Origin of the sequence: Sphingobium sp. TKS, from assembly GCF_001563265.1 — a bacterium.
GTDB lineage: Bacteria > Pseudomonadota > Alphaproteobacteria > Sphingomonadales > Sphingomonadaceae > Sphingobium.
Genome location: NZ_CP005083.1, coordinates 2,685,671 through 2,709,986, shown reverse-complemented (window position 1 = coordinate 2,709,986; position 24,316 = coordinate 2,685,671). Strand labels below are relative to the sequence as shown.

Here is a 24,316-nt window from a genome sequence, read left to right as displayed (position 1 = left end):
GGCGGGACATGATCCCGCCCCTTATTTTTCAGACATGGGTGGTGCGCTGTTCATAAAGTCGCGCATGCTCATCATCCTTGCGGGCATCGAGCAGACGGGCCTGCTCCCGCCATTCCTCCCGCGAAATCACGCCTTGCCGAAGGCCTAATCGCGTCTCCAGCGCGGCTTCCTGCTCGCTGCTGATGGCGGCGATCTGACCATAGCGCTGATAGCCTGCCTCATGGAGCGCGATTTCATCCTGCGGCGTGATGCCGCGAATAAGGCTGAAATCGTCGCGGCCGTGCACGGTTCCAGCACTTACCGCAGCGCCGCCTCGGCCGATCGGCCCCGACTGGCGTTCCAGTTCCGCGATCCCTTCCTGCGCCGCCGTCAGCCGCGCATCCCGATCCTTGATCGCCTGGGCGTGGGCAAGCTGTTCATCGCGCCAATAGCGCTTATATTTGCCCCGCCCGCTCATGATGAGGCCCAGAACCAGCCCCACGAGCAGCACGATCAGCAGCAGCGCGATTTCGTTGAGGGTGAAGATCATCTCAGCATCCTTTCCTGACCGTCGAACGAGTGGGCCCGGAGAAAGGTTGCGGTTGGGCGCCGCCGATCGGCCGGGCTGTCGGAAAAGTGTAAAAAGGGCTTGCCCAAAGGCGCGGGCGCTTCTATCTGCGCCACTCCAACGCACCCGTAGCTCAGCTGGATAGAGCATCAGACTACGAATCTGAGGGTCGGACGTTCGAATCGTTCCGGGTGCGCCATTTTCCCTTGGATTTGCTGTTGAATCCCGTCCCCAGGGCGATGACCGCGCTCGTCCGCGATGGAAGGCGGATCATATTCTTTTTAATTTGAAATAGTCCAGTTTAGGGGTTGCCAGACTGCTCTGCCCCTTCTATCTGCCCCTCCACAACGCACCCGTAGCTCAGCTGGATAGAGCATCAGACTACGAATCTGAGGGTCGGACGTTCGAATCGTTCCGGGTGCGCCACTTCCCAAATTTGCCGGAAAACAGGTCTCAAGGGCGCATCAGTCCGGAGCTGCAATGACCTGTTGAGGATCAATGCTCCCTGAAAGACAGCCACAGCGATTGGGTGAGCGGTTCGAACGCATATTGCAACGCCGTCCGCCGCCGCAGCGGCACCAGCACTTGCACCGGCATCCCCGCCTTCAGACTGAAATCCTGGCCGCGCACGGTCCTGATGACCTCCAGCTCCTTCGACGGCACGAGCACTTCGGCAGTGTAGAAGGACACGCCCGCCTTTTCGTCCTGAAAGCTGTCCGCCGACAGGCGGGTGATCTGGCCGTCCATGATCGGCAGGTCGCGCTCATGCAGGCTGTTGAACTTGATTTGCGCCTTCTGGCCCGCCTTCAGGTCGTCAATGTCTTCCGGCGAGATCCGCGCCTCTATGACCAGGCCCGCGCGGTCGGGGACGATGTCCATCAACTTCTGTCCGGGGGAAATCACCCCGCCGACGGTAAAGACGTTGAGGCCGACGATCGTGCCCGTCGCGGGAGCCCGAATCTGGAGCCGGGCTAACTGATCCTTCGCCGCGCGATATTTGGGGAGCACTTCGTTGAGCGAGAATTCCACGTCACGCAATTCCGATGCGGCCCGTTCCTTATAAGCCTTTTCCGCCTCCAGCGCTTTCAGCCGGTTTTCGCCCGCTTCCGCGCCGGAGCGAGCGATGCTGGCGGAAAATTGCCCTTCCTGCCCTTGAAGATCGGCCCGCGCCCGCTCCAGCGCTCTGATCCGCGATTTGGAGACGAAGCCCTTTTCCGCCACGTCGCGCAGGCTCTCCAGCTCTTCCCCGATCAGCCTTGCCTGTTCGGTCGACGCCGCCAGTTGCGAATGATAGCCGCGCGCCGTCTGCTGCACCTGACTGGCTTGCTCGCGCAGCACGCCGGTCTGCGCCGTCAGCACTGAGGAGCGGGCATTGAACTGCGTCAATTGAAGGCGGATCGCTTCCTGCGCATCCTCCTGCTCCTGCCCTTTGAGGGTGGTGAATTCGGCGGGCCAATCGATATGGCTGGCGCCTAGCTGCTCGGCTATCAGCCTTGCCCGTTGCGCCTTGAGCGCGATGAACTGCGCGCCATACATGCGCGCCTGGGCCCGTACTTCGGCCGATGCCAGCTCCATCAGCGGCTGGCCCTGCCGAACATGCTGCCCTTCCTTCACGAAGATCGCGCCCACCACGCCCCCGTCGCGATGCTGCACCGATTGCCGTTGCCCGGACACGGTGAGTCGGCCGGGCGCATAGGCCGCCGCATCCAGCCGCGCAAAGGCTGCCCAGCCCAAAAACAGGACGAAGAACAGGACGGTGATGATGGTGCCCGTCCGCATGTCGCGATCCGGCCGGTCATCGATTATCTCGGCGTCTTTGGCGGCAGGGTGGTAGAGCTGGACGGTCCCGCTGGCGTCGCTGATCTGAATATCCCCCATGACGGCCTTACCCCTCCGCAGACTGTGGCGCAGGATGATCTTCGGAGCGGATCGCCTTCAGCCGCCCCAGCACTTCATCGCGCCCGCCAAAGGCTTCCACCCGTCCGTCGCGCATCACCATGATCTTGTCGACCACGCCCAATATCCCCATGCGATGGGCGACGATGACGACGGAAGCGTTCCTCTTCTTGAGGTCGGCCAGCGTCGCCACCAGCCGCACCTCTCCTTCGGCGTCGAGATGCGCATTGGGCTCGTCCAGGAAAATGAGCGGCGGCGCGCCATAGAGAGCCCGGGCGAGCCCCACCCGCTGCGCCTGCCCGGCAGAAAGCCCGCGCCCGCCCCAGCCCAAAGTCAGATTATATCCGCCCGGCAAATGCTGGATCATGTCGTGTGCGCCGCTCAGCCGGGCCGCTTCGATCACGTTGTTGTCGATAGCTTCTTCATCGTCAGACAGGAAATTGCCGAAGCGCGCGATATTCTCCTTGATCGTTCCGGCGAACAGCGAGGTGTCCTGTGGCAGATAGCCGACAAAGCTGGCCAGCCGTTCCGAATCCCAATCCTGAATGTTCGCGCCGTCATAGCGGATCGATCCGCGCAGGGGGCGCGCCGCGCCGGACAACATGCGCAGCAAAGTGGATTTGCCCGCGCCGCTCGGCCCGACGATCGCGACGACTTCGCCCGGTTCCATGGTGAAGTTGATGTCGGCCAATATCGGCTTGTCCAGGCCGGGGGTGAAATAGGTCAGATGTTCGACCGCGACATGCCCGATCGGTGCGGGCAGCCGGGTGAGCGCGATGTCCGCATCCCTGCCGGCCAGCAGATCGTTGAGCGTCGTATAGCTCGCCCGTGCATGGACGACATTACGCCATGCGCCCAGCAACTGGTCGATCGGCGCCAGCGCGCGCCCGATTAGGAAGGAGGAGGCGAAGATCGCGCCTGCCGAAATCTGGTTGTTGATCGCCAGCCACGCGCCAAGGCCCAGCGCCAGCGATTGCAGGACCAGACGGATGAACTTGCTGATGGCGACATAATGGCCGCCCGCGAAGCTCGCATTGGCCTGAAGGTTCAGCATGGCCCGACGTTCGATCAGATGGCGCCGCACCAGCGCGCTTCGCATGCCCAGCGCGCGGATCACCTCCGCCCCGGCAAGCGTCTGCTCCTGGCTGACATAGGCCTTGTTCGCGGCCTCATTGGCCTGTTTCAGCGGGGCGTTGGTCTGTCTTTCATTACATAGGGCGATGAAGAGGAGCGCGCCGCCGCCCACGACCGCCATCGCGGCGATAGCCGGGTGGATCAGGAAGCAGACGATGACGTAAACGGGGCTCCAGGGAAAATCGAAGATCGACAGGATCGTCGGCCCGGTCAGCGCTTGTCGCAGCGTGTCGAATTCGCGCAGAACCTGCTTGTTCATGGCCTCGCCGGTCGAGCCACGCCCGCTCAATGTCGTGTCGAGCAACAGGCCGGAAAGTTGCCGGTCGAACCGGATGCTTGCCCGCACCAGCAGACGGGAGCGCACCTGTTCGAGCAGCGCCAACGTAGCGATGACGAAGATGATGATGATGGTCAGAAAGAAAAGGGTCAGTCTGCCCTGTCCGGCGACGACGCGATCATATACCTGCAGCATATAGAGAACAGGTCCGATATAAAGGACGTTCATCAATGCGCTGAATATCAGAGAAGAAAGAAAATGGCGCCTGCACGATGACAAGGCGGCCTTCATCGGGGCGGCTGGTTTATGAAGGTTACGTAACATAATCTCCCCCTTGCCCCCTGTCTTGCCGGCTATATTATTAGCAATATGCCTAATGTCTTAGTATAATATTTTGCCGATTTTTCGTAAATATAACCAACAGCATAGATGGGCGACCGTCCCGCAATGAGGCAGTCTTCCCTTGCGCGCCGCGACCCTCTCAACGGATGGCGATCCGGACCAGCGCGTCCATGTCCACATGCTCTTCCAACTGCATCGCTATCTGATCCAGCGCGTCGTTCACCGACATTTGATAGTCCCCCAGGGCGGACTCGTGGCCAAGCCGCGCCAGAAAGGCTGCGCGCAACCCGGTACTGGTGAACAGGCCGTGTATATAGGTGCCCATGACCGTGCCGTCCTTGCTCGACCCGCCATCCGGCCGGCCTGCTTCCACGATGGCGAAAGGCTGCGCGCAGTCGGGGCCGTCGGTCATGCCGACATGCATTTCATAGCCCGAAAATGCCTGCCCCAGCGCGGTTCCGCTCGTTCTCTCCAACGTCTTGACCGGGGTCAGCCGGGTTTCCACGGCCAGCAGGCCAAGGCCATCGACACTGCCGGGCGGACCTTCGATCCCGTCCGGATCGTCTATTCGTCGTCCCAACATCTGATAGCCGCCGCAAATGCCCAATATCGGCCTGCCACGCCGATGATGCGCGCGGATATCGATGTCCCACCCCTGATCTCGAACCGCCTGCAAATCCGCGATGGTGGCTTTGGAGCCGGGCAGGATGATGAGCGCGGCCTCTGCCGGGATGGGCTGGCCCGGCGGCACCATGACAACATCGACGCCGGGCTCCAGCTTCAGCGGGTCGAGATCGTCGAAATTGGCGATGCGCGGCAGGATCGGGCAGGCGATCAGCAGCCTTTCGCTCAGACCGTCCTGCCTGCGTTCGAGAACCACTGCGTCTTCGCTTGGCAGGCGGCTGGCCTGACTGAGCCAGGGGATGACGCCAAAGCCCCTCCATCCGGTCAATTGCTCGATATGGCGATAGCCGTCCTCGAAAAGCGCGGGATCGCCCCTGAATTTGTTGATCAGGAAGCCATGGATCATCGCCGCGTCGGCCGGGTCGATCACTGCCTTGGTTCCGGCGATAGCCGCGATCACGCCGCCCCGGTCGATGTCGCCCACCAGGATCACCGGAACATCGGCGGCCCGCGCAAAGCCCATATTGGCGATGTCGCCCGCCCGCAGGTTCACTTCCGCGGGTGATCCGGCGCCTTCGACCACGACAATATCGCATTGCGCCTGCAACCGGCGATAGCTGGCCAGCACAGCCTCCAGCAATTCTCCCCGCGCCGACCGGAAATTCCCGCTGCTGAGTTTCCCCCGCACCTGGCCATGAACGACGAGTTGCGATGTGCGATCGGCCTGCGGTTTCAGCAGGACCGGGTTCATGTCCGTATGCGGTTCGACTCGTGCCGCGATGGCTTGAAGCGCCTGCGCTCGCCCGATTTCTCCGCCATCGGCGGTGACGGCGGCATTATTGGACATATTTTGCGGCTTGAAAGGCCGGACTTCGTATCCGCGATGGACCAGGGCGCGGCAAAGTCCCGCAACCAGCAAGGATTTGCCGACGTCCGATCCCGTTCCCTGAAACATGATGGCAGCCATGACGCCGCTCCTGCATGGGGCAGGCGGCGGATACAAGCTTAATAGGCGCTGTAGGCGCTGCGCCGCATCTCCACGGCGTCCAGGAGCATGCCGCCGGCCATGAACACGCTGCCCGTGCAGGCCAGCGCCAGCAGATGCCCGCCGGTGCCCGGATATTGCTGCATGTAGACAAAGCCCCGCTCGGTCGCGCCAAGCGCCAGGGCGTAGATTACGAGAAACGCCTCGAACTTGGTCTTGATGGTGAAGAGGCGCTTAATCCGTTCCATCTGATTCCGCCCGGCTTGTGTGCCGTCAGGGAATTAAATCGCCCGAAAGTTGCAAATGGTCAACAAGCGTTAACCATGATTGTTCGATGCGGGCGATCAGCCGGGTGTCTGCCAGATCGTCCGGCGCGATGGTTTCGGGCCAATAATCCCGGAGGATGTCGGCAATGCCGTCCAGCTTCGCCTCATCCACCAGGAAGCGGGGATCGATATTGGCAGGATCGGCCACGACGCGCAGGCGTAGGCAAGCAGGGCCGCCGCCATTGGCCATGGACTGTCGTACGTCCACGGGCACCAGTTTCCGGATCGGGCCATTGCCCGCAACCATCTGTTCCAGCCATGACCATATGGCCGGCATATCCCGCGCCTCGGTCGGCAGAATCAGCGCCATGGTGCCATCGGGCAAGGTCACAAGCTGCGCGTTGAAGATATAGCTGCGGATCGCGTCGGACAGGCTGATCGCGCTGGCGGGAACCTCTACGATCTCGACCGAAGGCAGCTTGGCGCGCAGATCGGCGTAGAAGCGCTCCTTGTCGGCAAAGGCCTGTTCATGGGTGAAGAGCACGCGCTCATTGGCGACGGCGACGACGTCATTGTGGAAGGCGCCAGCGGCGATGGCCTCTTCCGATTGCATGACGAACAATGTGCGCTCCGGATCGAGCTGGTGCAGCCGGGCGACGGCCTTGCTCGCCTCGACATGCTGGCGGGCCGGGAAGGGGCCGCCGGACTGGCCATAGACAAATATCTCCACGCCCGCTTCGCCATGGCTGTTGCATAGGCGCATATGATTGGCCGCGCCCTCATCGCCAAAGGGGGCGGGGATGGGGCCATGCACGGCAAAAGCGCTCTGGTCGGAAAAGGCGATCCGCAATTGCGCCAGGGTTTGCGGCCATTCATGGCTGCGATGCGGCATGGTGACGAGATTGGCGACGGTCAGATGCGTGCGTCCGTCCGCCGTGTCGGTTGCGGGTGAGACGGTGGCGGCATTGGCCGCCCACATGGAAGAGGCCGACATGGCGGCCGCGCGGATATGCGCCTCCGCATTGCCGACATCGGTTCCGAGCGCAGCCAGCCATGCGCCGTCGGGCCGCCATTGCGGCAGGAACAGCCCCTGTGTCAGCCCCAGGCGCAGGTTCGATCGCATCTTTTCGATCCCTTGCAACGCTGCCGCTCTGGGATAGGACACCGCTCCCGCATTGCGCGAAGAGGCCAAATTGCCGAGGCTCAAGCCCGCATAATTATGGCTGGGGCCGACCAGACCGTCGAAATTGATTTCCCTTGCCGTCATGCCCGTTCCGCCATGGTGAAATTCTGCCCCGGCTCCAGCCCCAGCAATTGCGCCGAAGCCTGATCGAGCGACATGCTGCCATCCTCCCGTTCGATGACGTAGCCATAAGTGCAGCGATAATCCGCCAGCCGCCCGGTCGCCACCAGCACTTTGTCCCCGCCCTTTTCGTGCACGGCGCCCAGCGTGACGTCGGCGGCGTGGGCGATGGTGCGCAGCGCGTTGATCTGCCCCACCATGGTCGGCCCGCCGTCGAAAATGTCGACATAGCCGGGATTGGTGAAGCCCTCCGTCTCCAGCATCCGCATCGCCGCCCGGCCATTGGGGTGCGGCATGCCGATGACGCCGCGGGCGCTGTCGGTCAACATGGCGGTGTAGATCGGCGTCTTGGGCATCAGGTCCGCGATGAACTGGTTGCCGTTCACCGCATTGAACTCGTCCGCCTCCTGAAAGCTCATGCCGAAGAAGCGCCCGGCCAGACCGTCCCAAAAGGGCGATCCGCCCGCTTCGTCGATCACGCCGCGCAACTCAGCGATGATCCGCTCCCCGAAGCGAGCGCGATGGTTGCGGATGTAGAGATAACGGCTGCGCGCCAGCAGCAGGCCCAGCCCCTCCGCCCGCTCGCGGGGATGCAGGAACAGGCCGCCCACTTCCGTCGATCCCTCCAGATCGGTGACGAGCGAGAGCATCTCGGCCCGGAAGGTCCGCGAAAGCTCCCGGCTATGCTGGGTCAGCACGCCCAGCCGATAGGAATAGAAGGGCCAGTTCTGCCCGACCGTGCTGAATATCTGGCAGGTGCCCCGGACCTGCCCGGTCTCGCTGTTTTCCAGCACCATGACGATCAGCTCGTCCTCGACGCTTTCCGTCTGGCGGGCCAGCGCCTGTTCGGTCCGTTCCAGCTTGGCGGCGAGCGCTTTGCGATCGGGCGGCAAGTTGGTGAAACCACCTCCGGTCAGCTTCGCCATCTCATAAAGGGTCTGCAAATCGTCGGCACGCGCTGTTCGCATGAAAAAACTCATGCCTTCATCCCCTTCGTGAAACGTCCTTCGGCAATCCGAAGCAGCGTCAATGCCGACAATTGTGCCCTTTCGGCCAGGCTGTCGACGATCAGATATTCCGAATCGCTGTGAATATTGCCGCCGCGCACGCCCATGGTGTCGACCACAGGCACGCCACATGCTGCGATATTATTACCGTCGCACACGCCACCCGTGTCCCGCCAGGCAATGGAAAGGCCCAGATCTGCCCCGCATTGCCGCACGAGCCCGAACAAGGCTTCCGCCTGCGCATCCATCGGCTTGGGCGGACGGCCAAAGCCGCCATGGCGGTGCAACGACACGTCATGTTCTTGTGCAACCTGCGCCATGGCGTCTTTCAGCAGGTCGTCGGCGGCCTGTTCGTCAGCCGGCGTCCTGGGCCGGAAATTGACATGCAGAACGGCATGATCGGGCACGACATTATTTGGGCCGCCGCCCTCGATCCGCGCCGGATTGCAGGAAAAGCCGTTCCCGCTGCCCGCCTTCAGCCGCAGTGCGAGATCGGCCGCCGCCAGCAGCGCGTTTCGCCCGTCCTGCGGATTGCGCCCCGCATGCGCGCTCTTGCCGGTGACGATGATGGCGAAGTTGCCGCTGCCCGCCCGCGCACCTGCCAGCGTCCCGTCGGGCAGGGCGGGTTCATAGGTGAAGGCGGCGAGCTTGCCCGCCGCAACCTTGCGCAACAGCGCAGCCGAGGAAGGACTGCCGACTTCCTCATCGCTGTTGATGATCACATCATAGCCAAGCCGCTCCGCGCCCGGCGCCGTCTCCACCGCGCATAAGGCAGCCAGCATGACGGCAAGGCCGCCCTTCATGTCGGCCACGCCCGGCCCGTTCAAGGTCGCCGGGTCGATCCACCGCAGCGCCTGAAAGGCATGATCGACCGGAAAGACCGTATCCATATGGCCGGTGAGCAGGATTTGCACGGGCGCCTCGGGCCGGACCGAGAGGCGAAGATGGCTTCCATGGGTCAAGACTCCCAAGCGCCCATCGGGCCGGACCGTCTCGACAGGGTCGGGATCGACCAGGGTCATCGCGCCCGGCAATCCGGCAAAGGCATCTGCCAGCATCGCCGCCACGGTCGCGAGGCCAGGCAGATTGCGCGACCCGCTGTTCACCGCCGCCCATTTTTCAGTCTGGGCGAGCATGGGCGCGTTTGCCGCGCTTTCCATGACGCTCCGTTCGAACGACGAAATGCCTCTCATCCTGCCGACCCTATCAGAGCGGAGACGGCGCCTCCACCCCTCGGCCCTAAAAGTCGTAGGTGAGGGTCAGGCGGCTCAACGTATCGGAATCCCGGGCCGACAGCAGCGTTTCCGATTCATATTGCACATTATAGGAAAAGGCGGCCGACCAGCGCGTCCCAACCTTCGTCACGAGCGATGTCAGCGAATTGAGCGTATAGACGTCGCTTTCCGCATAGCCCGACGCGGTCTGCTTGAAAATCAGCGTCGGCGCCAGCCGCCAGGCGAAGTCCATGGAGGCGCGGGCTCCCAATTTGGTCTCGCGCTCACCGATGATATATTTGGCGTGACGGATCGAGGGGCCGGCATCCAGCGAAAGGTCGATCGGTTTGCTGACGATCAGCTTGTAACCGATGCCGGCCGAGGCGGTGTAACGCTCGTCATAGCCGATCGATGTGTCCCGCTCGAATTGCGTCAGCCCGTAGGCGAAGCCCCGGGGGTCGAATTCATAACGCGGTTCGTAGCTCGCCGTGTAGCGTTCGCGTGACGTCACGCCATTGGCGCGCCGATAATCGATGCTGGCGGCCAGCTTGTGCGACCATTGGATGCCTGTCCGCTTGATCGCGGCGCTGGCGCTGATGCCGAGTTCGCTGGTGGAGCCGGTGGAGCGGAATCCGCCGGCTTCGACCTTTCCCGTCCACAATTCGGTAAAGCGGGCTTCCCGAATCACGGTTTCCTGCGTGGCCTTGGTCCGTTCCTTCCAACTGTTGACCATGCGCTGGATCTCGTCGGCGGAACCGGGATTGGTCTGCTTGGCGATCTTGGCGACCGTGGCGATCTCGGTCTCATTGCCGTTGGCGATCGCCGCCTCCAGCATCTCCCGCACCGATGGGGGCAGAAGCACGGGATAGTTGGCCCAGGCAGGCGTCGACAGGAGTAGGGGAAGAAGGGCCAGGCAATGAAGCATGCGCCTCCTCATACCGGCATGATCGCTGATTTTAACCCTCTTTCAGATCAAGTCCCTGAATTCCTGTAGAATATCGCGGTATAGCTTGCGTTTGAACGGCACGATCAGGTCGGGCAGGCTTTCTGGCTCGGCCCATTTCCACTCGCGAAATTCCGGGTGCGCCGTCTGGATATCGATGTCCTCGTCAGTGCCCAGAAAGCGGGCGAGGTACCAATATTGCCGCTGGCCGCGATATTTACCGCCCCACAGCTTGCCGATCAGCTCGGGCGGCAAGTCATAGAAATGCTCTTCCCGGGCCTTGGCGATGATTTCGACATGCTCGCGGATGATGCCGGTCTCCTCATTCAGTTCGCGGAGAGCGGCTGCCTTCATGTCTTCGCCGTCATCGATGCCGCCCTGCGGCATCTGCCAGGCTTCGACCGCATTATCGATCCGCTGGCCCACGAAGACCTGGCCATCCATGTTGACGAGCATGATACCGACGCAAGGCCGGTAGGCGAGTTCTGAATCATTCGGCATCGACGCCATCGTTTAGTCCCTGGTCGTTGTCTCCAGCATGCCGCCCCGGCTTTGCGCCCGGCTTGCCGCTTTGTGCAGTGCGAGAATAAGCGGCGCCACGCCGCACGTCCATGGCCGAAAATGTCCGACGCGGCGATTTGTGCAGCGCTTCGCATCAAATGGGGACAAAGGCTTGGAACCGCGCCCCGCCCATGGCATGGCCGCTTCCATGCCGAACCCCGTTCTCGTCTGGTTTCGCCAGGATCTGCGCCTTGCCGATCAGGCCGCGCTGGCCGCCGCCGTGCAGGAGGGGCCGGTGATTCCCGTCTATGTGCTGGACGATCAGGCGCCCCGTCAGTGGAAAATCGGCGGTGCATCGCGCTGGTGGCTGCATCACAGCGTCACCAGTCTGGATGAAAATCTGCGGGACAGGGGTTCCCGCCTGATTCTGAGGCAAGGCGACTGCATCGATCAGCTCACCCAAATTGCCGAGGAGACTGGAGCCCGGCGCGTTCATGCGCTGCACCATTATGAGCCATGGTGGCGCAATGCGGAAAAGGCGCTCGCCAAAAGGCTGGACCTTTGCCTGCACGATGGCGGGTTGTTGTTGCCGCCGGGTGCGGTGCGGACGGGCGGAGGAAACAGCTATCGAATCTACACGCCCTTCGCGCGCGCCGTGATGGAACAGATGCCCCCCGCTGCGCCAGCCCATGCGCCCTCGCATATAGATGCGCCTCCGCAATGGCCGAAAAGCGATTCGCTCGACGATTGGCGGCTTTTGCCGACGAAGCCGGATTGGGCCGCAGCCTTTTCCCGCGATTGGACGCCTGGCGAGGCGGGGGCACGGGCCAATGTCGCGGCATTTCTGGACAAGGCGGCGGATTATGACAGAGCGCGGAACCTGCCGTCGCAGGAGGGAAGCTCGCGCCTTTCGCCCCATCTCCATTTCGGGGAAGTGTCGCCCGCCTATGTCTGGCACCGGGTCGCCGGAGCGCCCGGCGATGCGACCACCTTCCTCAAGGAATTGATCTGGCGCGACTATGCTCACACCCAGATCTGGGCGATGCCCACTTATGGTTCCGAAAATGCGCGGGAGGCGTTCGACGCCATGCCCTGGCGCGATCTTGGAGAGGCCGGAAGCGATTTTGAGGCGTGGAAAACCGGGCGCACCGGCTATCCGATCGTCGATGCGGGGATGCGCCAGCTCTGGACGACCGGCTGGATGCACAATCGCGTCCGCATGATCGCGGCAAGTTTCCTGATCAAGCATCTGCTGATCGACTGGCGGCACGGCGCGCGCTGGTTCTGGGATACGCTGGTCGATGCAAGCTACGCCAATAACAGCGTCAACTGGCAATGGGTTGCGGGCAGCGGCGTCGATGCCAATATCTTTTCGCGTATCATGGCGCCCCTGACACAGTCGGAAAAATTCGACGCCGCCGGCTATATCAGGACATGGGTGCCGGAGCTGGCGCATCTGGACGATGATCGCATTCACGACCCCGACATTCATGGCGTGCGCCCGCCCGATTATCCGGCCAAGTGCATCGGCCACAGGGAAGGACGGGAGAGCGCACTGGCCGCCTGGCGTCACTGCAAGCCATGATTGCGATGCCGTAAACCATCGGGCAGAATGGAAAAATGAACGCCATCGAACCTCGTCGCGGCAGGGCGGCAGTGCCGGTCAGGCGCCCGCTGGATCGCCGCAGCCACGCGTGGCTGGGCCAGCTTGCGGCCCGGCAATTTCACAAGCTGCTCGACCGCATCGATCTGGGGCTGGAGAGGGGCTCCTTGCACGCCATTCTGCCCGACGGCAGCCAGCGCTTGCTCGGCTGTCGAGAACCGGGGCCGGAATGCGAGGTTCATCTGCTGCGGTGGCGGGCGCTGCTTCGCCTGATCGCTAGCGGATCGGCAGGCTGGTATAGAGCCTGGGCGCGCGGGGAGTGGACCAGTCCCGACCCGGTTCCGCTTTTCGCCCTGTTCATGGCCAATGCCGTCAGCCTGGGCAATGTCGCCCGTCCACGCGGGCCAGCCCGCTGGATCGGCCGGGTGGTGCATTGGGCGCGCCGCAACAGCCGCAAGGGTTCACGCCGCAACATCGCCTATCATTATGATCTGGGGAATGATTTTTACGGATTGTGGCTCGACCGGACCATGCATTATTCCAGCGGCCTGTTTCGCGATCCCGATGACCGGATTGAAAGTCTCGAACGGGCGCAACAAAGGAAGGTCGACGCCATTCTCGACCGGCTCGACCTGCGCGAAGGCGACTCGTTGCTGGAGATCGGCTGCGGTTGGGGCGGCCTTGCCGAGCAGGCGATGGCGCGCTGCCCGATCCATTATGACGGGCTCACGCTGTCGGTCGAGCAGGCGTACTATGCTCGTGATCGGCTGGGGTCTGGGGCGAACATCATTCTTCGGGATTATCGCGACGCCCAGGGGCAATATGACGCGATCGCGAGCGTGGAAATGGTGGAGGCGGTAGGGGAACGCTATTGGCCCGCCTATCTTGAGGCGATCGCCAGGCTGCTCAAGCCGGGAGGGAGGGCGGCGATTCAATATATATTGATCGATGACGCGATATTCGAAAGCTATGCCCGCGGGGCGGACTTCATCCAGAGCTATGTATTTCCGGGCGGCATGCTGATTTCAGAAAGCCGCTTTCGCGCCCTGGCGGAAGCCCGGAGCCTGGAATGGAGCGATGTCCACCGCTTTGGGCCGCACTATGCCGAAACGCTTCGGCGGTGGCGCGAACGCTTCGACCGGGCGATCGACAAGGGGTTGCTGCCTGCCAGCTTCGACCAGCATTTCGTCGATCTCTGGCGCTATTATCTGATGTATTGCGAAGGCGGCTTTCGCGGCGGTACGATCGATGTCGCGCAGGTTACGTTGGTGAAACCGGCTTAGAATGTCGGGAATTCAGCTTAGCCTATGGCTGTAATGGGTGGGAAGCGGACTTTCAGTTTCCGTTCGCCCTGAGCTTGTCGAAGGATCTTGCTGAGCGAAGGCGAAGCATGGGAGCCTCGCTCCGCCCGAACGGATATCTCTCGTCAGCAATTGGCCAATTCCAGCCACGACCGAATCCCGAACGCCTAATCGATACGCGTCCGGTATCCGTCGGGCGTATCCGCAATCGCCAGATCGACAATAGCGCGTCCCACAATAGCCGGATCCTTGAGCGCCGTCGGATCTTCGCCGGGAAAAGCGCGCGCGCGCATCGCCGTACGCGTGGCGCCTGGATCGACGATATGGGTACGAATGGCGGAAATATTCTTCACTTCCTCGCCATAGGCGCCGACCAGCGTTTCCAGCGCCGCTTTCGAAGCCCCATAAGCGCCCCAATAAGCCCGCGGCTTTGCGCCGACCGAGGAGGTGATGGCCACAACCCGCGCATCGCCACTCGCCCGGAGCATGCCGTCAAAGGCGGCGATCAAGGCTTGGGGCGCGGCTATGTTCAGCGTCAGCAAACGAGCGAATTCCTTCGCGTCGATGGCTGGAACCGAAGCGAGGCTGCCCAGCGTCGCCGCATTGAGAACCAATATGTCGAGCGCCTGCCAGCGGCCTGAAATGGCTTGCGCCAATCGCCCGACACTTTCGCCGTCGATCAGGTCCAGTGGCGCTATGGTCGCGCTGCCGCCGGCCTGATGGATGCGATCCTCTACCTCTTCCAGCCCGCCGTTGGTCCGGGCGGTAAGGATGACATGCGCGCCAGCGGCGGCCAGCGCTTCTGCCGTGGCGGCGCCGATACCGCGGCTCGCTCCGGTGACGAGAGCAAGCTTACCGGAAAGGGGCTGGCCGGAAAGAGGCTGAGTCGACATGGAATATCCCTCATCAGGGTCAGGAAGAGACGGGCCGGAAGCTGCAAAGCGTCAGGCCCGTCCATGTAGCGAAATAAAAGGGGTTCAGACCACCCGTTCGGCCAGCAATTCGAGCTGGTTCTGCACCACGACCTCGTCCTGGTCGGTCAGGGTCGTGGGATAATCGCCGGTGAAGCAGGCATCGCAATATTGCGGCCGGATGTCCGCGCGCTTGGCTTCACCCAGCGCCTTGTACAGGCCATCGATCGAGATGAAGGACAGGCTGTCGGCGTGGATGAAATCCTGCATCCCGCCAATGTCCAGCCGATGCGCCAGCAGCTTGGTCCGCTCCGGCGTGTCGACGCCATAGAAGCAGCTATGTTTGGTCGGCGGGCTGGCTATGCGCATATGCACCTCCTTGGCGCCCGCTTCGCGCATCATCTGCACGATCTTGAGCGAGGTGGTGCCGCGCACGATCGAATCGTCGATCAGGACGATACGCTTGCCCTCGATCAAAGCGCGGTTGGCATTATGCTTCAGCTTCACGCCCAGATGGCGGACCTTGTCGCCCGGCTGGATGAAGGTGCGGCCGATATAGTGCGAGCGGATGATGCCCAGTTCGAAGGGAATGCCCGACTGCTGAGCATAGCCGATCGCCGCCGGAACGCCGCTGTCGGGTACCGGGATGACATAGTCCGCCTCGACCGGATTTTCGATGGCAAGCTGCGCGCCGATCGCCTTGCGGACGGAATAGACGCTGGAGCCGTCGACGACCGAATCGGGACGGCTGAAATAGACATGCTCGAAAATGCAGGGGCGCGCGTGCGTCTCGCCAAAGGGGCGGTGGCTGCGCACTTCGCCGTCATGGGTGACGATGACCAGTTCGCCCGGATCGATCGAGCGGACATGCTCCGCGCCCACCACGTCGAAGGCGACGGTTTCGGAAGCGAAGATGATCGAATCGCCCAGCTTGCCCATCACGAGGGGGCGAATGCCCAACGGATCGCGGCAGGCGACCATGCCCTCGGGCGTCATGACGATCAGCGAATAGGCGCCCTCGACCTGCTTCAGCGCATCGATGAATTTGTCGAGCAGCGTCCGGTAGGTCGAGGTGGCGACCAGATGGATGATGACCTCCGTATCGGAGGTCGACTGGAAGATCGATCCGCGGCGGATCAGCTCCCGGCGCAGCTTCATGGCATTGGAAATATTGCCGTTATGCGCGACGGCGAAACCGCCCGAGCTTAGCTCTGCGTAAAGCGGCTGGACATTGCGCAGCGACGTTTCGCCAGTGGTCGAATAGCGGACATGGCCGCAGGCCGCGCCGCCGGGAAGAGCCCGAATCACTTCGTCGCGATCGAAATTGCCAGCCACATGCCCCATCGCCCTATGGGTGTGGAAATCATGGCCGTCCCAACTGGTGATGCCCGCGGCTTCCTGGCCGCGATGCTGGAGCGCATGAAGGCCAAGAGCGACCATGGCGGATGCGGTTTCAGCGTTGAAAACGCCGAAAATGCCGCATTCCTCACGCAGTTTGTCGTCGTCGAACGGGTTCGTCGTAAACATGGGTTTTTGATGGTCCATTGCCAATCCTGTCCGCACTCATCAGGGCGGCTTTTGCGCGCATATAGTGCGTCAGGGACGGTTTGTCGCCTGTCTGTCACAAAAAAGGGGACATGGCCGGGGCCAATCGCGATTTTCCGGCGACTTAAATTGGGAAAAAGGTCTACTGGCCTTGAGGCATTTGGAAAGCTAATAGCCTCTTCTCATGCATCGTTTCGCCAATCCTGCACGCTTCCTCAAAATTGCCCGGCCGCTGACGGTCTGGCTGTTCTGGCCGGGGCTGATTTTGCTGCTGACCGGGGCTGGCTGCGGCCTGTTCCTGACACCGGCGGATTATCTTCAGGGCGATACGGTGCGGATCCTCTATATCCATGTTCCCGCCGCCTGGCTGGGCATGGGGGGATGGACCGGCATCGCCATCGCCGCGCTGATGCAACTGGTCTGGCGCCATCCGCTTGCCGCCGTGGCGGGGCGGGCCATTGCCGTGCCGGGAGCCTTTTTCACCGCGATCTGCCTCATCACCGGATCGATCTGGGGGCGTCCGACCTGGGGCACCTGGTGGGAATGGGACGGGCGCATGACCTCCATGCTGGTGCTGTTGTTCCTCTATCTCGGCTATATCGCGCTCGCCAATGCCAGCGCGCGCCAGGGCAGCGGCGGGGTCAGTCCGGTCACCGCCATTTTCGGACTGGTCGGAGCGATCAACATCCCGATCATCAACCGCTCTGTGGTGTGGTGGAACAGCCTGCATCAAGGCCCCAGCATCACCCTGCGCGGGTCGAGCATCGATACGGCGCTGCTCTGGCCGCTGGGTTTCACCCTGCTTGGATTTACCTTGCTTTTCGCCGCGATCGTGCTGATGCGCATGCGCGCCATATTGGCGCAGAACAAGATCGAAGCGCGGATGCAGCGGCTTGCTCGGGGATAATGGATGAATCAGTGGGCTTTCGTCATCGGCGCCTATGCGCTGACCTTGTTGGGTACCGGCCTCATCAGCCTGCTCAGTTGGCGCGCGATGCGCGGCGCTGAAAGCAAGGCAACGGCGGACCGCGCATGAAGGCGAAGCATCAAAGACTGATCCTGGCCGTGGTGGCATTGGCCGCGCTGATCGGCGCGGGCCTGCTGGCGGCGTCCGCGCTCAAGGACGAGGCGGCTTATTTCTACGCCCCCAATGACGTGAAGACCAAGGGCGTCGAGCCGGGCAAGGCGATCCGGCTGGGCGGCATGGTGGTTAAGGGCAGCTTCAAGCGGGCGAGCGACGGCGTCACCATCCATTTCGTCGTCACCGACGGCAAGGCGACCGTACCTGCCAGTTTCAGGGGCATTGCCCCTGATCTCTTTCGCGAAGGTTCGGGCGTGGTGGCGGAGGGGGCGTTCGATGCAGGCGGCACCTTCCAGGCCACCAATTTGCTGGCCAAACATGATGAGCGCTACATGCCGCGTGAGCTGGAAGGCATGAGCTATGATGAGAAGACCCACAAGATGAAGGCGGATCAGTGAAGCGGAGCAGGCATGATCGCTGAGGCTGGCCTTGCCGCATTATGGCTTGCCGCGTCGCTGGCCCTGCTTCAGTTGGCATTGGCGGCGATCGGCCTTGCCGGAGGCAAGAGCGAACTGCTGGGCGCGGTGCGGCCCGTGGCGGTGGCGCAGGGGGTGCTGACGGCGATGGCCTTTGCCCTGCTGATCACGCTGTTCCTGCGATCCGACATGTCGGTCCTGCTCGTCGTCACCAACAGCCATTCGATGAAGCCCTGGCTCTACAAATTCGCCGGAACCTGGGGCAATCATGAAGGGTCGATGCTGCTCTGGGTAACGGTGATGGGCGTGGCGGGCGCCGCCGTCGCCCTGTTCGAGCGGGCGTTGCGGCGCGAAACGCACATGGCGACGCTGGGCGGGCAGGCGGCGATCAGCCTCGGTTTCTACGCTTTCCTGCTTTTCGCCTCCAATCCCTTTGCTCGCATCGATCCGCCGGCAGCGGACGGGCAGGGGCTCAATCCGCTGTTGCAGGATCCGGGCCTCGCCTTCCATCCGCCGACGCTTTACCTCGGCTATGTTGGCCTGTCCGTTGCCTTTTCCTTCGCCGTGGGCGCGCTGCTGACCCGGCAGGTGGACGCCGCCTTCGCGCGCGCCATGCGGCCCTGGGTTCTGGGCGCGTGGATATTGCTGACGCTCGGCATCACGGCGGGCAGCTATTGGGCCTATTATGAGCTGGGCTGGGGCGGTTGGTGGTTCTGGGACCCGGTGGAAAATGCTTCGCTCATGCCTTGGCTGGCGGCGACTGCGTTGCTGCATAGCGTGACCGTGCTGGCGACGCGAGACGCCTTGCGCGCATGGACGGTGATGCTGGCGGTGATTGCTTTTTCCATGTCGATGGTCGGCACTTTCCTGGTCCGGTCGGGCATTTTGACCAGCGTCCATGCCTTTGCCGTCGATCCGGAGCGCGGCACTTTCATTCTGGCGCTGCTCGGCATCTACATCGGCGGCGCGCTGGCGCTGTTCGGCTGGCGCGTCGGCGCGGTTCGTGAGGGCGCGCCGTTCGAGTTGGTCAGCCGGGAAACCATGCTGGTCGTCAACAATCTGCTGCTCTCGGTGATATTGGGGCTGGTGCTGATCGGCACGCTCTATCCGCTGCTGACCGAAGCCTTTGGCCATAAGGTGTCGGTCGGCGCGCCCTATTTCGACCGCATCGCAGGCCCGGTCGCGCTAACGTTGATGCTCGTCATGATCCTCGGCCCCCTGACCCGCTGGCGGCGTGACCGGATGCGGGAAGTGACCCGGCGCATGATGGTCCCGCTGGCGGTGGGAATATTGGTCTTTCTCGCATTGGCGGTATTGGCCTGGGGGCGGATCGGCATATTGCCCTTCCTTGGTCTGGTGATCGCTCTGGCGGTCGCCGTGGGAAGTGTCGCGCCGCTCTGGAAGCGCAATCTGCGCCGGACGCCGCTCTTCACCTGGGGCATGGTGATCGCTCATTTGGGCTGCGCGGTCAGCCTGGCTGGCATGGCCTGCGATTCGGCCTTTACGGTGGAAAAGCTGGTGGCGGCACGCCCCGGCGACACGGTGGAGACGGCGGGCTGGACGCTCCGTTTCAAGCAGATATTACCGATCGCGGGCGACAATTGGACCGCGCTCCAGGCCGATATGGAAGCGAGCCGCGATGGAGGCGAACCTGTCCTGCTGCATCCCCAGTCACGCTTCTTCGCCTCTCCGCCGACGACCACGACCGAAGCCGCGCTGCTGACGCGCTGGAACGGCCAGCTCTACGTCGTGCTGGGACAAGAGGCAGATGAGGGCCGCTGGCAGCTCCGCATCTGGTGGAAGCCGTTCGTGACGCTGATCTGGTTTGGCGGCTTCCTGATCGCGCTGGGCGGCGCGCTGGCGATGGTCGGGCGGGAGCGGCGCGGCTGGCTGCTCAAATGGCGCATGCGGAAGGCCATGGAGGCCGTCGCATGAGGAAGCTGCTCATCTGGCTGCCGCTGGCGCTGTTCCTCGGCTTTTTCGGGTTGTTCGCGAGCGGGCTGCTGCGTCCCGACGACCGGATTATCAGCTCGAAACTGGTGGGCAAATCGCTGCCCGCCTTCGTCCTGCCCGCCGCCGCGAGCGATCGGCCTCCGCTCGCAAGCACAGAGCTCGCAAGCGGCAAGCCGCGCCTGCTCAATATCTTCGCGAGCTGGTGTGTTCCCTGCGCGGCTGAAGCGCCGCAATTGCTGGCGCTCAAGCAGGCAGGCGTGGAAATCGACGCCATAGCCATCCGCGATGCGCGACCCGATGTCGACGCCTTCCTCAAGCGCTACGGCAATCCCTATGCCCACATCGGCCTGGATGCGCGGAGCGAGGTGCAGATCGCGCTGGGTTCGTCCGGCGTTCCCGAAAGCTTCATCATCGACGGAAAGGGCCGCATCGCCTATCAGCATGTGGGCGACATTCGCGAGGATGACGTGCCGATGATCCTCGACCGGTTGAGGAGCGCGCAATGAAGATGGTGGTAGCCTTGCTGGCGCTGATGCTGAGCGTCCCTGTCTTCGCACAGTCCGCTCTGCCCCCCGCGCCCTATGCCGACCGCCAGATCGAAGACCCGGCGCTGGAGAAAAAGGCGCGGACGCTCATGGAAACGATCCGCTGCCTCACCTGTCAGAGCCAGTCGATAGCCGACAGCAATGCCAGCATGGCCGGTGACCTGCGCTCGCAGATCCGTGAACGTATCATGGCGGGCGAGCAGCCCGAACATATCCGCGCCTGGCTGATCGAGCGCTATGGCGACTGGGTGAGCTATGAGCCGACAGCCGAACCGATCCTCTGGCCGCTTTGGGCCGCGCCGCTGGTTCTGCTGGGGCTGGGACTGCTGCTGCTGCGCGGGCGGATCAAGCGGTGGAGGCGGTCATGACCGGTTGGATCATCGCCGCCGCATTGGTGATCATGGTGAGCGTGGCGCTTGTAGCGATCGGCCGGATTCCGCGCCCGGCCTGGGAGATCACGGCCGCTGCCCTGCTGCTGGGCCTTGCTGGCTACGCCTGGCAGGGGAAACCGGGATTGGCGGGCTCGCCCCGACAAGCGGCGGACAAAGGCGGCGCGGCCTTTGACGAGAAGCTTGCCGAACAGCGCCGGGGCCTTGCCGAGCGCTATGGCAAGGCGGGCCAGTGGCTGATGTTGTCGGATGGCCTCGGGCGTCAGGGGAAGACGAAGGAAGCGGCTAATGTGCTGCTGTCCGGTCTTCGCGAAACGCCCGACGATCCCAATCTGTGGCTGGGATTCGGCAATGCGTTGGTGGCGCATGCAGGCGGGGTGCTGTCCCCATCGGCCGATTTCGCGTACCGCCGCGCCATGGCGATCGATCCCGAAGGTCCGGCGCCGCGCTATTTCTACGGTCTGGCGCTTGCCCGTGCGGGGCAACTCAAGGAGGCTCGTGCGCTCTGGGCGCCGCTTGCCGTTAGCGCGCCCGAGGGCAGCGAGGTCAAGAAGGAACTCGAAAGCAACATCGCGCGTATCGACGCCATGCTTGGGTCTGGGCTTGGGCCTGACAGCCGATAAGCGATCAAAGCCGCAGCGGCATCATTGCCACCACTCTGGAGCCATGATAGGGCGCGGCGGTTTGCGGGGGCTATGAAATGGCAAGACGGTCGCTTCCCCGTTCGGGTGTCCAAAGATCATGACAATTCGGCATTTTCTCCATGGCTGACGGGATCACTGGCGGCGCCGTGCGCGCCGATGACGAAAGCGCCCATGATCACGGCCATGCGGGACAGAAGGCGACGCTGAAGCTGGTCGTCGGCGCGATCGGGATCGTGTTCGGCGATATCGGCACCAGCCCGCTTTACGCATTCCGGGAAACCTTTGCCGGGCATCATCATCTGGACCTCGATCCGGACCATATATTGGGCGTCATCAGCCTGATGTTCTGGTCGATGATGCTGGTCGTGACCCTCAAATATGTCACCGTCATCATGCGCGCCGACAATAAGGGGGAGGGGGGCAGCCTTGCCCTGCTGGCGCTGATCAACGGCCAGACCAAGACGCAGCGATGGTCGCGGGGGATCGTATTGCTGGGCGTGTTCGCGACATCGCTTTTCTATGGCGACTCGATGATCACGCCCGCCGTTTCGGTGCTGTCGGCGGTCGAGGGGCTGGCGGTCTATAATAGCAACCTCGCCCCGCTGATCCTGCCGGCGGCGATCATCATTCTGCTGGGCCTGTTCTGGATACAGGGATTGGGGACGAATCGCGTCGCTTCGCTGTTCGGCCCGATCATGCTGTTCTATTTCCTGACGATCGCGGTTCTTGGCATTATCAGCATCGCCAAGACGCCCGGCATTCTCTACGCGTTCAACCCTTATTGGGCCGTCATGTTCTTCGTGACCGATCCGCTCCCCGCCTTTCTCGCTTTGGGCGCGATCGTGCTGGCGGTGACGGGTGCCGAAGCGCTCTACGCCGATATGGGCCATTTCGGACGCAGCCCGATCCGGGTGTCGTGGCTGACCTTCGTCCTGCCCGCGCTGATGATGAACTATATGGGGCAGGGCGCGCTGCTGTTTCGCGAGGGCGCTTCGGCCCTGCACAGCCCCTTTTATTATCTGGCGCCGCAATGGGCCCAATTGCCGCTAGTCGGCCTTGCGACGCTGGCGGCGATCATCGCCAGCCAGGCGGTGATCTCCGGCGCCTTCTCCGTCACGCAGCAGGCGATCCAGCTCGGCTTCATGCCGCGCTTGCGGATCGCCCATACCAGCGCGTCGACCGCAGGGCAGATTTACATTCCCCTGATCAACTGGGGACTCATGATCATGGTGATCCTGCTGGTGCTGGTGTTCCAGACGTCATCTAACCTGACCGCAGCCTATGGCATCGCCGTCACGGGTGCGATGTTCATCGACAATGTGCTGCTCACCGTGTTGCTTTACCGCCTGTGGAAGTGGCGCTGGTATTATTCCGCGCCCTTGCTGTCGGTGCTGTTCCTGGTGGATGGCGCCTATCTGGCCGCGAATCTCACGAAGGTGCCCGCCGGCGGCTGGTTCCCGCTGCTGATCGGCTTCGTGATCTTCACGCTGCTCACCACCTGGTCGCGGGGACGCCGGCTGGTGCAGGACCGGCTGCGCGAAGCGGCCATGCCGATCCCTGTCTTCGTCGCGTCCGCCGCGAACAGCGCCGTCCGCGTGCCTGGCACGGCGGTTTTCATGACCTCGACGCCCGACGGCGTTCCGCATGCGCTGCTGCACAATCTCAAGCATAACAAAGTCTTGCATGAGCGCGTCATCCTGTTGACCGTCAAGATCAAGGATGTGCCCGTTGTCGAGGATGACGGGCGTTGCAGACTGGAAGATCTGGGCCGCGGTTTCTTCCGCCTGGTCCTGCAATATGGCTTCATGCAGGAGCCTGATGTTCCCGCCGCGCTCAAAAATGTGACAGGTTGCGGCCAGGCGTTCAGGATGATGGACACCAGCTTCTTCCTCGCGCGGCAGACTCTGCTGCCGTCCGCCAAGCCGGGTATGCCGCTCTGGCGTGAGAAGATTTTCGCCTGGATGCTGCGTAACGCGGAAAGCGCGATGGAATTCTTCCGGTTGCCGACCAATCGCGTGGTCGAACTGGGCAGTCAGGTTGAGATCTGATCTAGAAAAACGGGGCGCGGCAGGATCGCCGCGCCCCGTTTTTAAGTGAAGCGGATCAGGCAGCGTCGCGGTCGCCGTTGATCTCCACAAGCTGGCCACCGTTGATCGCGATCTTCTTCGGCTTCATCGCCTCGGGAACTTCGCGCACCAGTTCGATCGTCAGCAGACCGTCGGCCAAATCGGCCTTTTCCACCCGCACGAAATCAGCGAGTTCGAAACGGCGTTCGAAGCTGCGATTGGCGATGCCGACATGCAGGAAATGGGAGCGGGCGCCTCCCTGCGCTTCATCCTTCCGTCCAGTCACCTGAAGCAGGTTCTGCTGGGCAGTGATGTCGATCTCATCGGCGCGGAATCCCGCCACGGCGAGCGTGACGCGATAGCGATCTTCGGAAAGCCGTTCGATGTTGAACGGGGGATAATTGTCGCCTTGGCTCAACCGTGCATTGTTTTCAATCAGGTCGAACAGACGGTCGAAACCCACGGTCGAGCGGCGATAGGGGGTCAGGTCAAAACCACGCATTGTCATAATCTCCCAAAGAGCAAAATGAACATGCCGGACCCAGGACAAGGCATCCGGCGGAACCATGTCCAACCCCGTATGGCGGTTGGACGCATTCGATATGGTTCGACGGAAGTGCGTTTCAAGAGCTATTGAAATGCGAATATGGCGCGGGCGATGGCCCAAATAAAAAGTACCCGGGCCATGTTTCCACGACCCGGGTACTAATGGACGATTGCTCGTCTCCCCCTTGGCCTGCCTCAACCGCTTCTTAGCCCCCTAAGCTCGAAGCGGGATGCAGTATCCCTGAACCACGGCCATTTACCTGTGCTTCGAGGCCTT

General features: G+C 62.7%; 23 protein-coding genes and 2 tRNA genes. 12 read left to right on the top strand and 13 right to left on the bottom strand.

The features are described 5' to 3' along the window. Nucleotides 1-28 precede the first annotated feature (28 nt). On the bottom strand, nucleotides 29-529 hold the full coding sequence (locus K426_RS13505) for a hypothetical protein (RefSeq protein ID WP_066557965.1): 501 nt from the start codon (nucleotides 527-529) through the stop codon (nucleotides 29-31). 140 nt (nucleotides 530-669) lie between these two features. Here K426_RS13505 and K426_RS13500 point away from each other — a divergent pair. Together K426_RS13500 and K426_RS13495 are read left to right on the top strand one after the other, a co-directional pair. Further along, nucleotides 670-746, top strand: a tRNA-Arg gene (locus K426_RS13500). Nucleotides 747-896: 150 nt separating this feature from the next. Then, nucleotides 897-973 (top strand) — tRNA-Arg (locus K426_RS13495). A 69-nt stretch (nucleotides 974-1,042) separates the two neighbouring features. On the opposite strand, the gene K426_RS13490 is transcribed toward K426_RS13495, so the two are convergent. The 9 genes from K426_RS13490 to K426_RS13450 form a co-directional block, all read right to left on the bottom strand. Beyond that, nucleotides 1,043-2,425, bottom strand: coding sequence for an HlyD family type I secretion periplasmic adaptor subunit (locus tag K426_RS13490; protein WP_066557963.1), 1,383 nt, complete (start codon nucleotides 2,423-2,425; stop codon nucleotides 1,043-1,045). A gap of 7 nt (nucleotides 2,426-2,432) precedes the next feature. Beyond that, nucleotides 2,433-4,145: a type I secretion system permease/ATPase gene (locus tag K426_RS13485; RefSeq protein WP_082748598.1), complete on the bottom strand. Its 1,713-nt coding sequence runs from the start codon at nucleotides 4,143-4,145 to the stop codon at nucleotides 2,433-2,435. Nucleotides 4,146-4,335: 190 nt separating this feature from the next. After that, entirely contained in the window at nucleotides 4,336-5,787 is a 1,452-nt protein-coding gene (locus tag K426_RS13480; protein ID WP_066557961.1) for a cobyric acid synthase, read from the bottom strand. A 38-nt stretch (nucleotides 5,788-5,825) separates the two neighbouring features. Further along, entirely contained in the window at nucleotides 5,826-6,053 is a 228-nt protein-coding gene (locus K426_RS13475) for a hypothetical protein (RefSeq protein ID WP_066557959.1), read from the bottom strand. Between the two features lie 25 nt (nucleotides 6,054-6,078). Beyond that, entirely contained in the window at nucleotides 6,079-7,338 is a 1,260-nt protein-coding gene (locus tag K426_RS13470) for an N-succinylarginine dihydrolase (protein ID WP_066557957.1), read from the bottom strand. After that, a complete protein-coding gene (locus K426_RS13465; protein WP_066557954.1) occupies nucleotides 7,335-8,354 on the bottom strand; it encodes an arginine N-succinyltransferase in 1,020 nt (339 codons plus the stop codon). Before K426_RS13465 ends, K426_RS13470 begins: the two co-directional genes overlap by 4 nt. After that, entirely contained in the window at nucleotides 8,351-9,574 is a 1,224-nt protein-coding gene (locus K426_RS13460) for a hydrolase (RefSeq protein ID WP_066557951.1), read from the bottom strand. Before K426_RS13460 ends, K426_RS13465 begins: the two co-directional genes overlap by 4 nt. Nucleotides 9,575-9,620: 46 nt before the next feature. Continuing rightward, entirely contained in the window at nucleotides 9,621-10,520 is a 900-nt protein-coding gene (locus K426_RS13455) for a DUF481 domain-containing protein (protein WP_066557948.1), read from the bottom strand. Between the two features lie 42 nt (nucleotides 10,521-10,562). Then, on the bottom strand, nucleotides 10,563-11,048 hold the full coding sequence (locus K426_RS13450; RefSeq protein ID WP_066557946.1) for an RNA pyrophosphohydrolase: 486 nt from the start codon (nucleotides 11,046-11,048) through the stop codon (nucleotides 10,563-10,565). A 199-nt stretch (nucleotides 11,049-11,247) separates the two neighbouring features. On the opposite strand from K426_RS13450, the gene K426_RS13445 reads away from it, so the two are divergent. Further along, a complete protein-coding gene (locus tag K426_RS13445) occupies nucleotides 11,248-12,624 on the top strand; it encodes a cryptochrome/photolyase family protein (protein ID WP_066561767.1) in 1,377 nt (458 codons plus the stop codon). 35 nt (nucleotides 12,625-12,659) lie between these two features. Continuing rightward, a complete protein-coding gene (locus tag K426_RS13440; protein ID WP_066557944.1) occupies nucleotides 12,660-13,925 on the top strand; it encodes an SAM-dependent methyltransferase in 1,266 nt (421 codons plus the stop codon). 185 nt (nucleotides 13,926-14,110) lie between these two features. Here K426_RS13440 and K426_RS13435 read toward each other — a convergent pair whose 3' ends face one another. Both K426_RS13435 and purF read right to left on the bottom strand, forming a co-directional pair. After that, nucleotides 14,111-14,836: an SDR family NAD(P)-dependent oxidoreductase gene (locus K426_RS13435; RefSeq protein WP_066557935.1), complete on the bottom strand. Its 726-nt coding sequence runs from the start codon at nucleotides 14,834-14,836 to the stop codon at nucleotides 14,111-14,113. Between the two features lie 84 nt (nucleotides 14,837-14,920). Next, nucleotides 14,921-16,399: an amidophosphoribosyltransferase gene (purF, locus tag K426_RS13430; protein WP_066557927.1), complete on the bottom strand. Its 1,479-nt coding sequence runs from the start codon at nucleotides 16,397-16,399 to the stop codon at nucleotides 14,921-14,923. A 184-nt stretch (nucleotides 16,400-16,583) separates the two neighbouring features. On the opposite strand from purF, the gene ccmC reads away from it, so the two are divergent. From ccmC to K426_RS13395, 8 genes are all read left to right on the top strand, one after another. Continuing rightward, nucleotides 16,584-17,306, top strand: a complete 723-nt coding sequence (gene ccmC / locus K426_RS13425) for a heme ABC transporter permease CcmC (protein ID WP_066557925.1) — start codon at nucleotides 16,584-16,586, stop codon at nucleotides 17,304-17,306. Nucleotides 17,307-17,309: 3 nt separating this feature from the next. Next, nucleotides 17,310-17,435 (top strand): hypothetical protein, encoded by a 126-nt coding sequence (locus tag K426_RS32855; protein WP_254911672.1) that lies wholly within the window; start codon nucleotides 17,310-17,312, stop codon nucleotides 17,433-17,435. Then, nucleotides 17,432-17,878, top strand: a complete 447-nt coding sequence (gene ccmE, locus K426_RS13420; RefSeq protein ID WP_066557923.1) for a cytochrome c maturation protein CcmE — start codon at nucleotides 17,432-17,434, stop codon at nucleotides 17,876-17,878. The genes K426_RS32855 and ccmE overlap by 4 nt, the downstream gene beginning before the upstream one ends. Nucleotides 17,879-17,890: 12 nt before the next feature. Beyond that, the gene (locus K426_RS13415) at nucleotides 17,891-19,831 is read left to right on the top strand and encodes a heme lyase CcmF/NrfE family subunit (protein WP_066557922.1); all 1,941 of its coding nucleotides are present in this window, start codon (nucleotides 17,891-17,893) and stop codon (nucleotides 19,829-19,831) included. Beyond that, entirely contained in the window at nucleotides 19,828-20,355 is a 528-nt protein-coding gene (locus tag K426_RS13410) for a redoxin family protein (RefSeq protein ID WP_197672712.1), read from the top strand. Before K426_RS13415 ends, K426_RS13410 begins: the two co-directional genes overlap by 4 nt. After that, nucleotides 20,352-20,762 (top strand): cytochrome c-type biogenesis protein, encoded by a 411-nt coding sequence (locus K426_RS13405; protein ID WP_066557918.1) that lies wholly within the window; start codon nucleotides 20,352-20,354, stop codon nucleotides 20,760-20,762. Before K426_RS13410 ends, K426_RS13405 begins: the two co-directional genes overlap by 4 nt. Then, the gene (locus K426_RS13400) at nucleotides 20,759-21,406 is read left to right on the top strand and encodes a tetratricopeptide repeat protein (RefSeq protein ID WP_066557916.1); all 648 of its coding nucleotides are present in this window, start codon (nucleotides 20,759-20,761) and stop codon (nucleotides 21,404-21,406) included. Before K426_RS13405 ends, K426_RS13400 begins: the two co-directional genes overlap by 4 nt. A 140-nt stretch (nucleotides 21,407-21,546) precedes the next feature. Then, nucleotides 21,547-23,475 (top strand): potassium transporter Kup, encoded by a 1,929-nt coding sequence (locus K426_RS13395; protein WP_066557914.1) that lies wholly within the window; start codon nucleotides 21,547-21,549, stop codon nucleotides 23,473-23,475. A gap of 55 nt (nucleotides 23,476-23,530) precedes the next feature. Here the strand turns inward: K426_RS13395 and K426_RS13390 are convergent, their stop codons facing one another. Further along, nucleotides 23,531-23,995 (bottom strand): Hsp20 family protein, encoded by a 465-nt coding sequence (locus K426_RS13390; protein WP_066557912.1) that lies wholly within the window; start codon nucleotides 23,993-23,995, stop codon nucleotides 23,531-23,533. Nucleotides 23,996-24,316: the final 321 nt, after the last annotated feature.

Bases quoted from the DNA above. Each gene is read 5' to 3' on its own strand.
- K426_RS13505 (WP_066557965.1), bottom strand. From the start codon at position 529: ATGATCTTCACCCTCAACGAAATCGCGCTGCTGCTGATCGTGCTGCTC.
- K426_RS13490 (WP_066557963.1), bottom strand. From the start codon at position 2,425: ATGGGGGATATTCAGATCAGCGACGCCAGCGGGACCGTCCAGCTCTAC.
- K426_RS13485 (WP_082748598.1), bottom strand. From the start codon at position 4,145: ATGAAGGCCGCCTTGTCATCGTGCAGGCGCCATTTTCTTTCTTCTCTG.
- K426_RS13480 (WP_066557961.1), bottom strand. From the start codon at position 5,787: ATGGCTGCCATCATGTTTCAGGGAACGGGATCGGACGTCGGCAAATCC.
- K426_RS13475 (WP_066557959.1), bottom strand. From the start codon at position 6,053: ATGGAACGGATTAAGCGCCTCTTCACCATCAAGACCAAGTTCGAGGCG.
- K426_RS13470 (WP_066557957.1), bottom strand. From the start codon at position 7,338: ATGACGGCAAGGGAAATCAATTTCGACGGTCTGGTCGGCCCCAGCCAT.
- K426_RS13465 (WP_066557954.1), bottom strand. From the start codon at position 8,354: ATGAGTTTTTTCATGCGAACAGCGCGTGCCGACGATTTGCAGACCCTT.
- K426_RS13460 (WP_066557951.1), bottom strand. From the start codon at position 9,574: ATGAGAGGCATTTCGTCGTTCGAACGGAGCGTCATGGAAAGCGCGGCA.
- K426_RS13455 (WP_066557948.1), bottom strand. From the start codon at position 10,520: ATGCTTCATTGCCTGGCCCTTCTTCCCCTACTCCTGTCGACGCCTGCC.
- K426_RS13450 (WP_066557946.1), bottom strand. From the start codon at position 11,048: ATGGCGTCGATGCCGAATGATTCAGAACTCGCCTACCGGCCTTGCGTC.
- K426_RS13445 (WP_066561767.1), top strand. From the start codon at position 11,248: ATGCCGAACCCCGTTCTCGTCTGGTTTCGCCAGGATCTGCGCCTTGCC.
- K426_RS13440 (WP_066557944.1), top strand. From the start codon at position 12,660: ATGAACGCCATCGAACCTCGTCGCGGCAGGGCGGCAGTGCCGGTCAGG.
- K426_RS13435 (WP_066557935.1), bottom strand. From the start codon at position 14,836: ATGTCGACTCAGCCTCTTTCCGGCCAGCCCCTTTCCGGTAAGCTTGCT.
- purF (WP_066557927.1), bottom strand. From the start codon at position 16,399: ATGGACCATCAAAAACCCATGTTTACGACGAACCCGTTCGACGACGAC.
- ccmC (WP_066557925.1), top strand. From the start codon at position 16,584: ATGCATCGTTTCGCCAATCCTGCACGCTTCCTCAAAATTGCCCGGCCG.
- K426_RS32855 (WP_254911672.1), top strand. From the start codon at position 17,310: ATGAATCAGTGGGCTTTCGTCATCGGCGCCTATGCGCTGACCTTGTTG.
- ccmE (WP_066557923.1), top strand. From the start codon at position 17,432: ATGAAGGCGAAGCATCAAAGACTGATCCTGGCCGTGGTGGCATTGGCC.
- K426_RS13415 (WP_066557922.1), top strand. From the start codon at position 17,891: ATGATCGCTGAGGCTGGCCTTGCCGCATTATGGCTTGCCGCGTCGCTG.
- K426_RS13410 (WP_197672712.1), top strand. From the start codon at position 19,828: ATGAGGAAGCTGCTCATCTGGCTGCCGCTGGCGCTGTTCCTCGGCTTT.
- K426_RS13405 (WP_066557918.1), top strand. From the start codon at position 20,352: ATGAAGATGGTGGTAGCCTTGCTGGCGCTGATGCTGAGCGTCCCTGTC.
- K426_RS13400 (WP_066557916.1), top strand. From the start codon at position 20,759: ATGACCGGTTGGATCATCGCCGCCGCATTGGTGATCATGGTGAGCGTG.
- K426_RS13395 (WP_066557914.1), top strand. From the start codon at position 21,547: ATGGCTGACGGGATCACTGGCGGCGCCGTGCGCGCCGATGACGAAAGC.
- K426_RS13390 (WP_066557912.1), bottom strand. From the start codon at position 23,995: ATGCGTGGTTTTGACCTGACCCCCTATCGCCGCTCGACCGTGGGTTTC.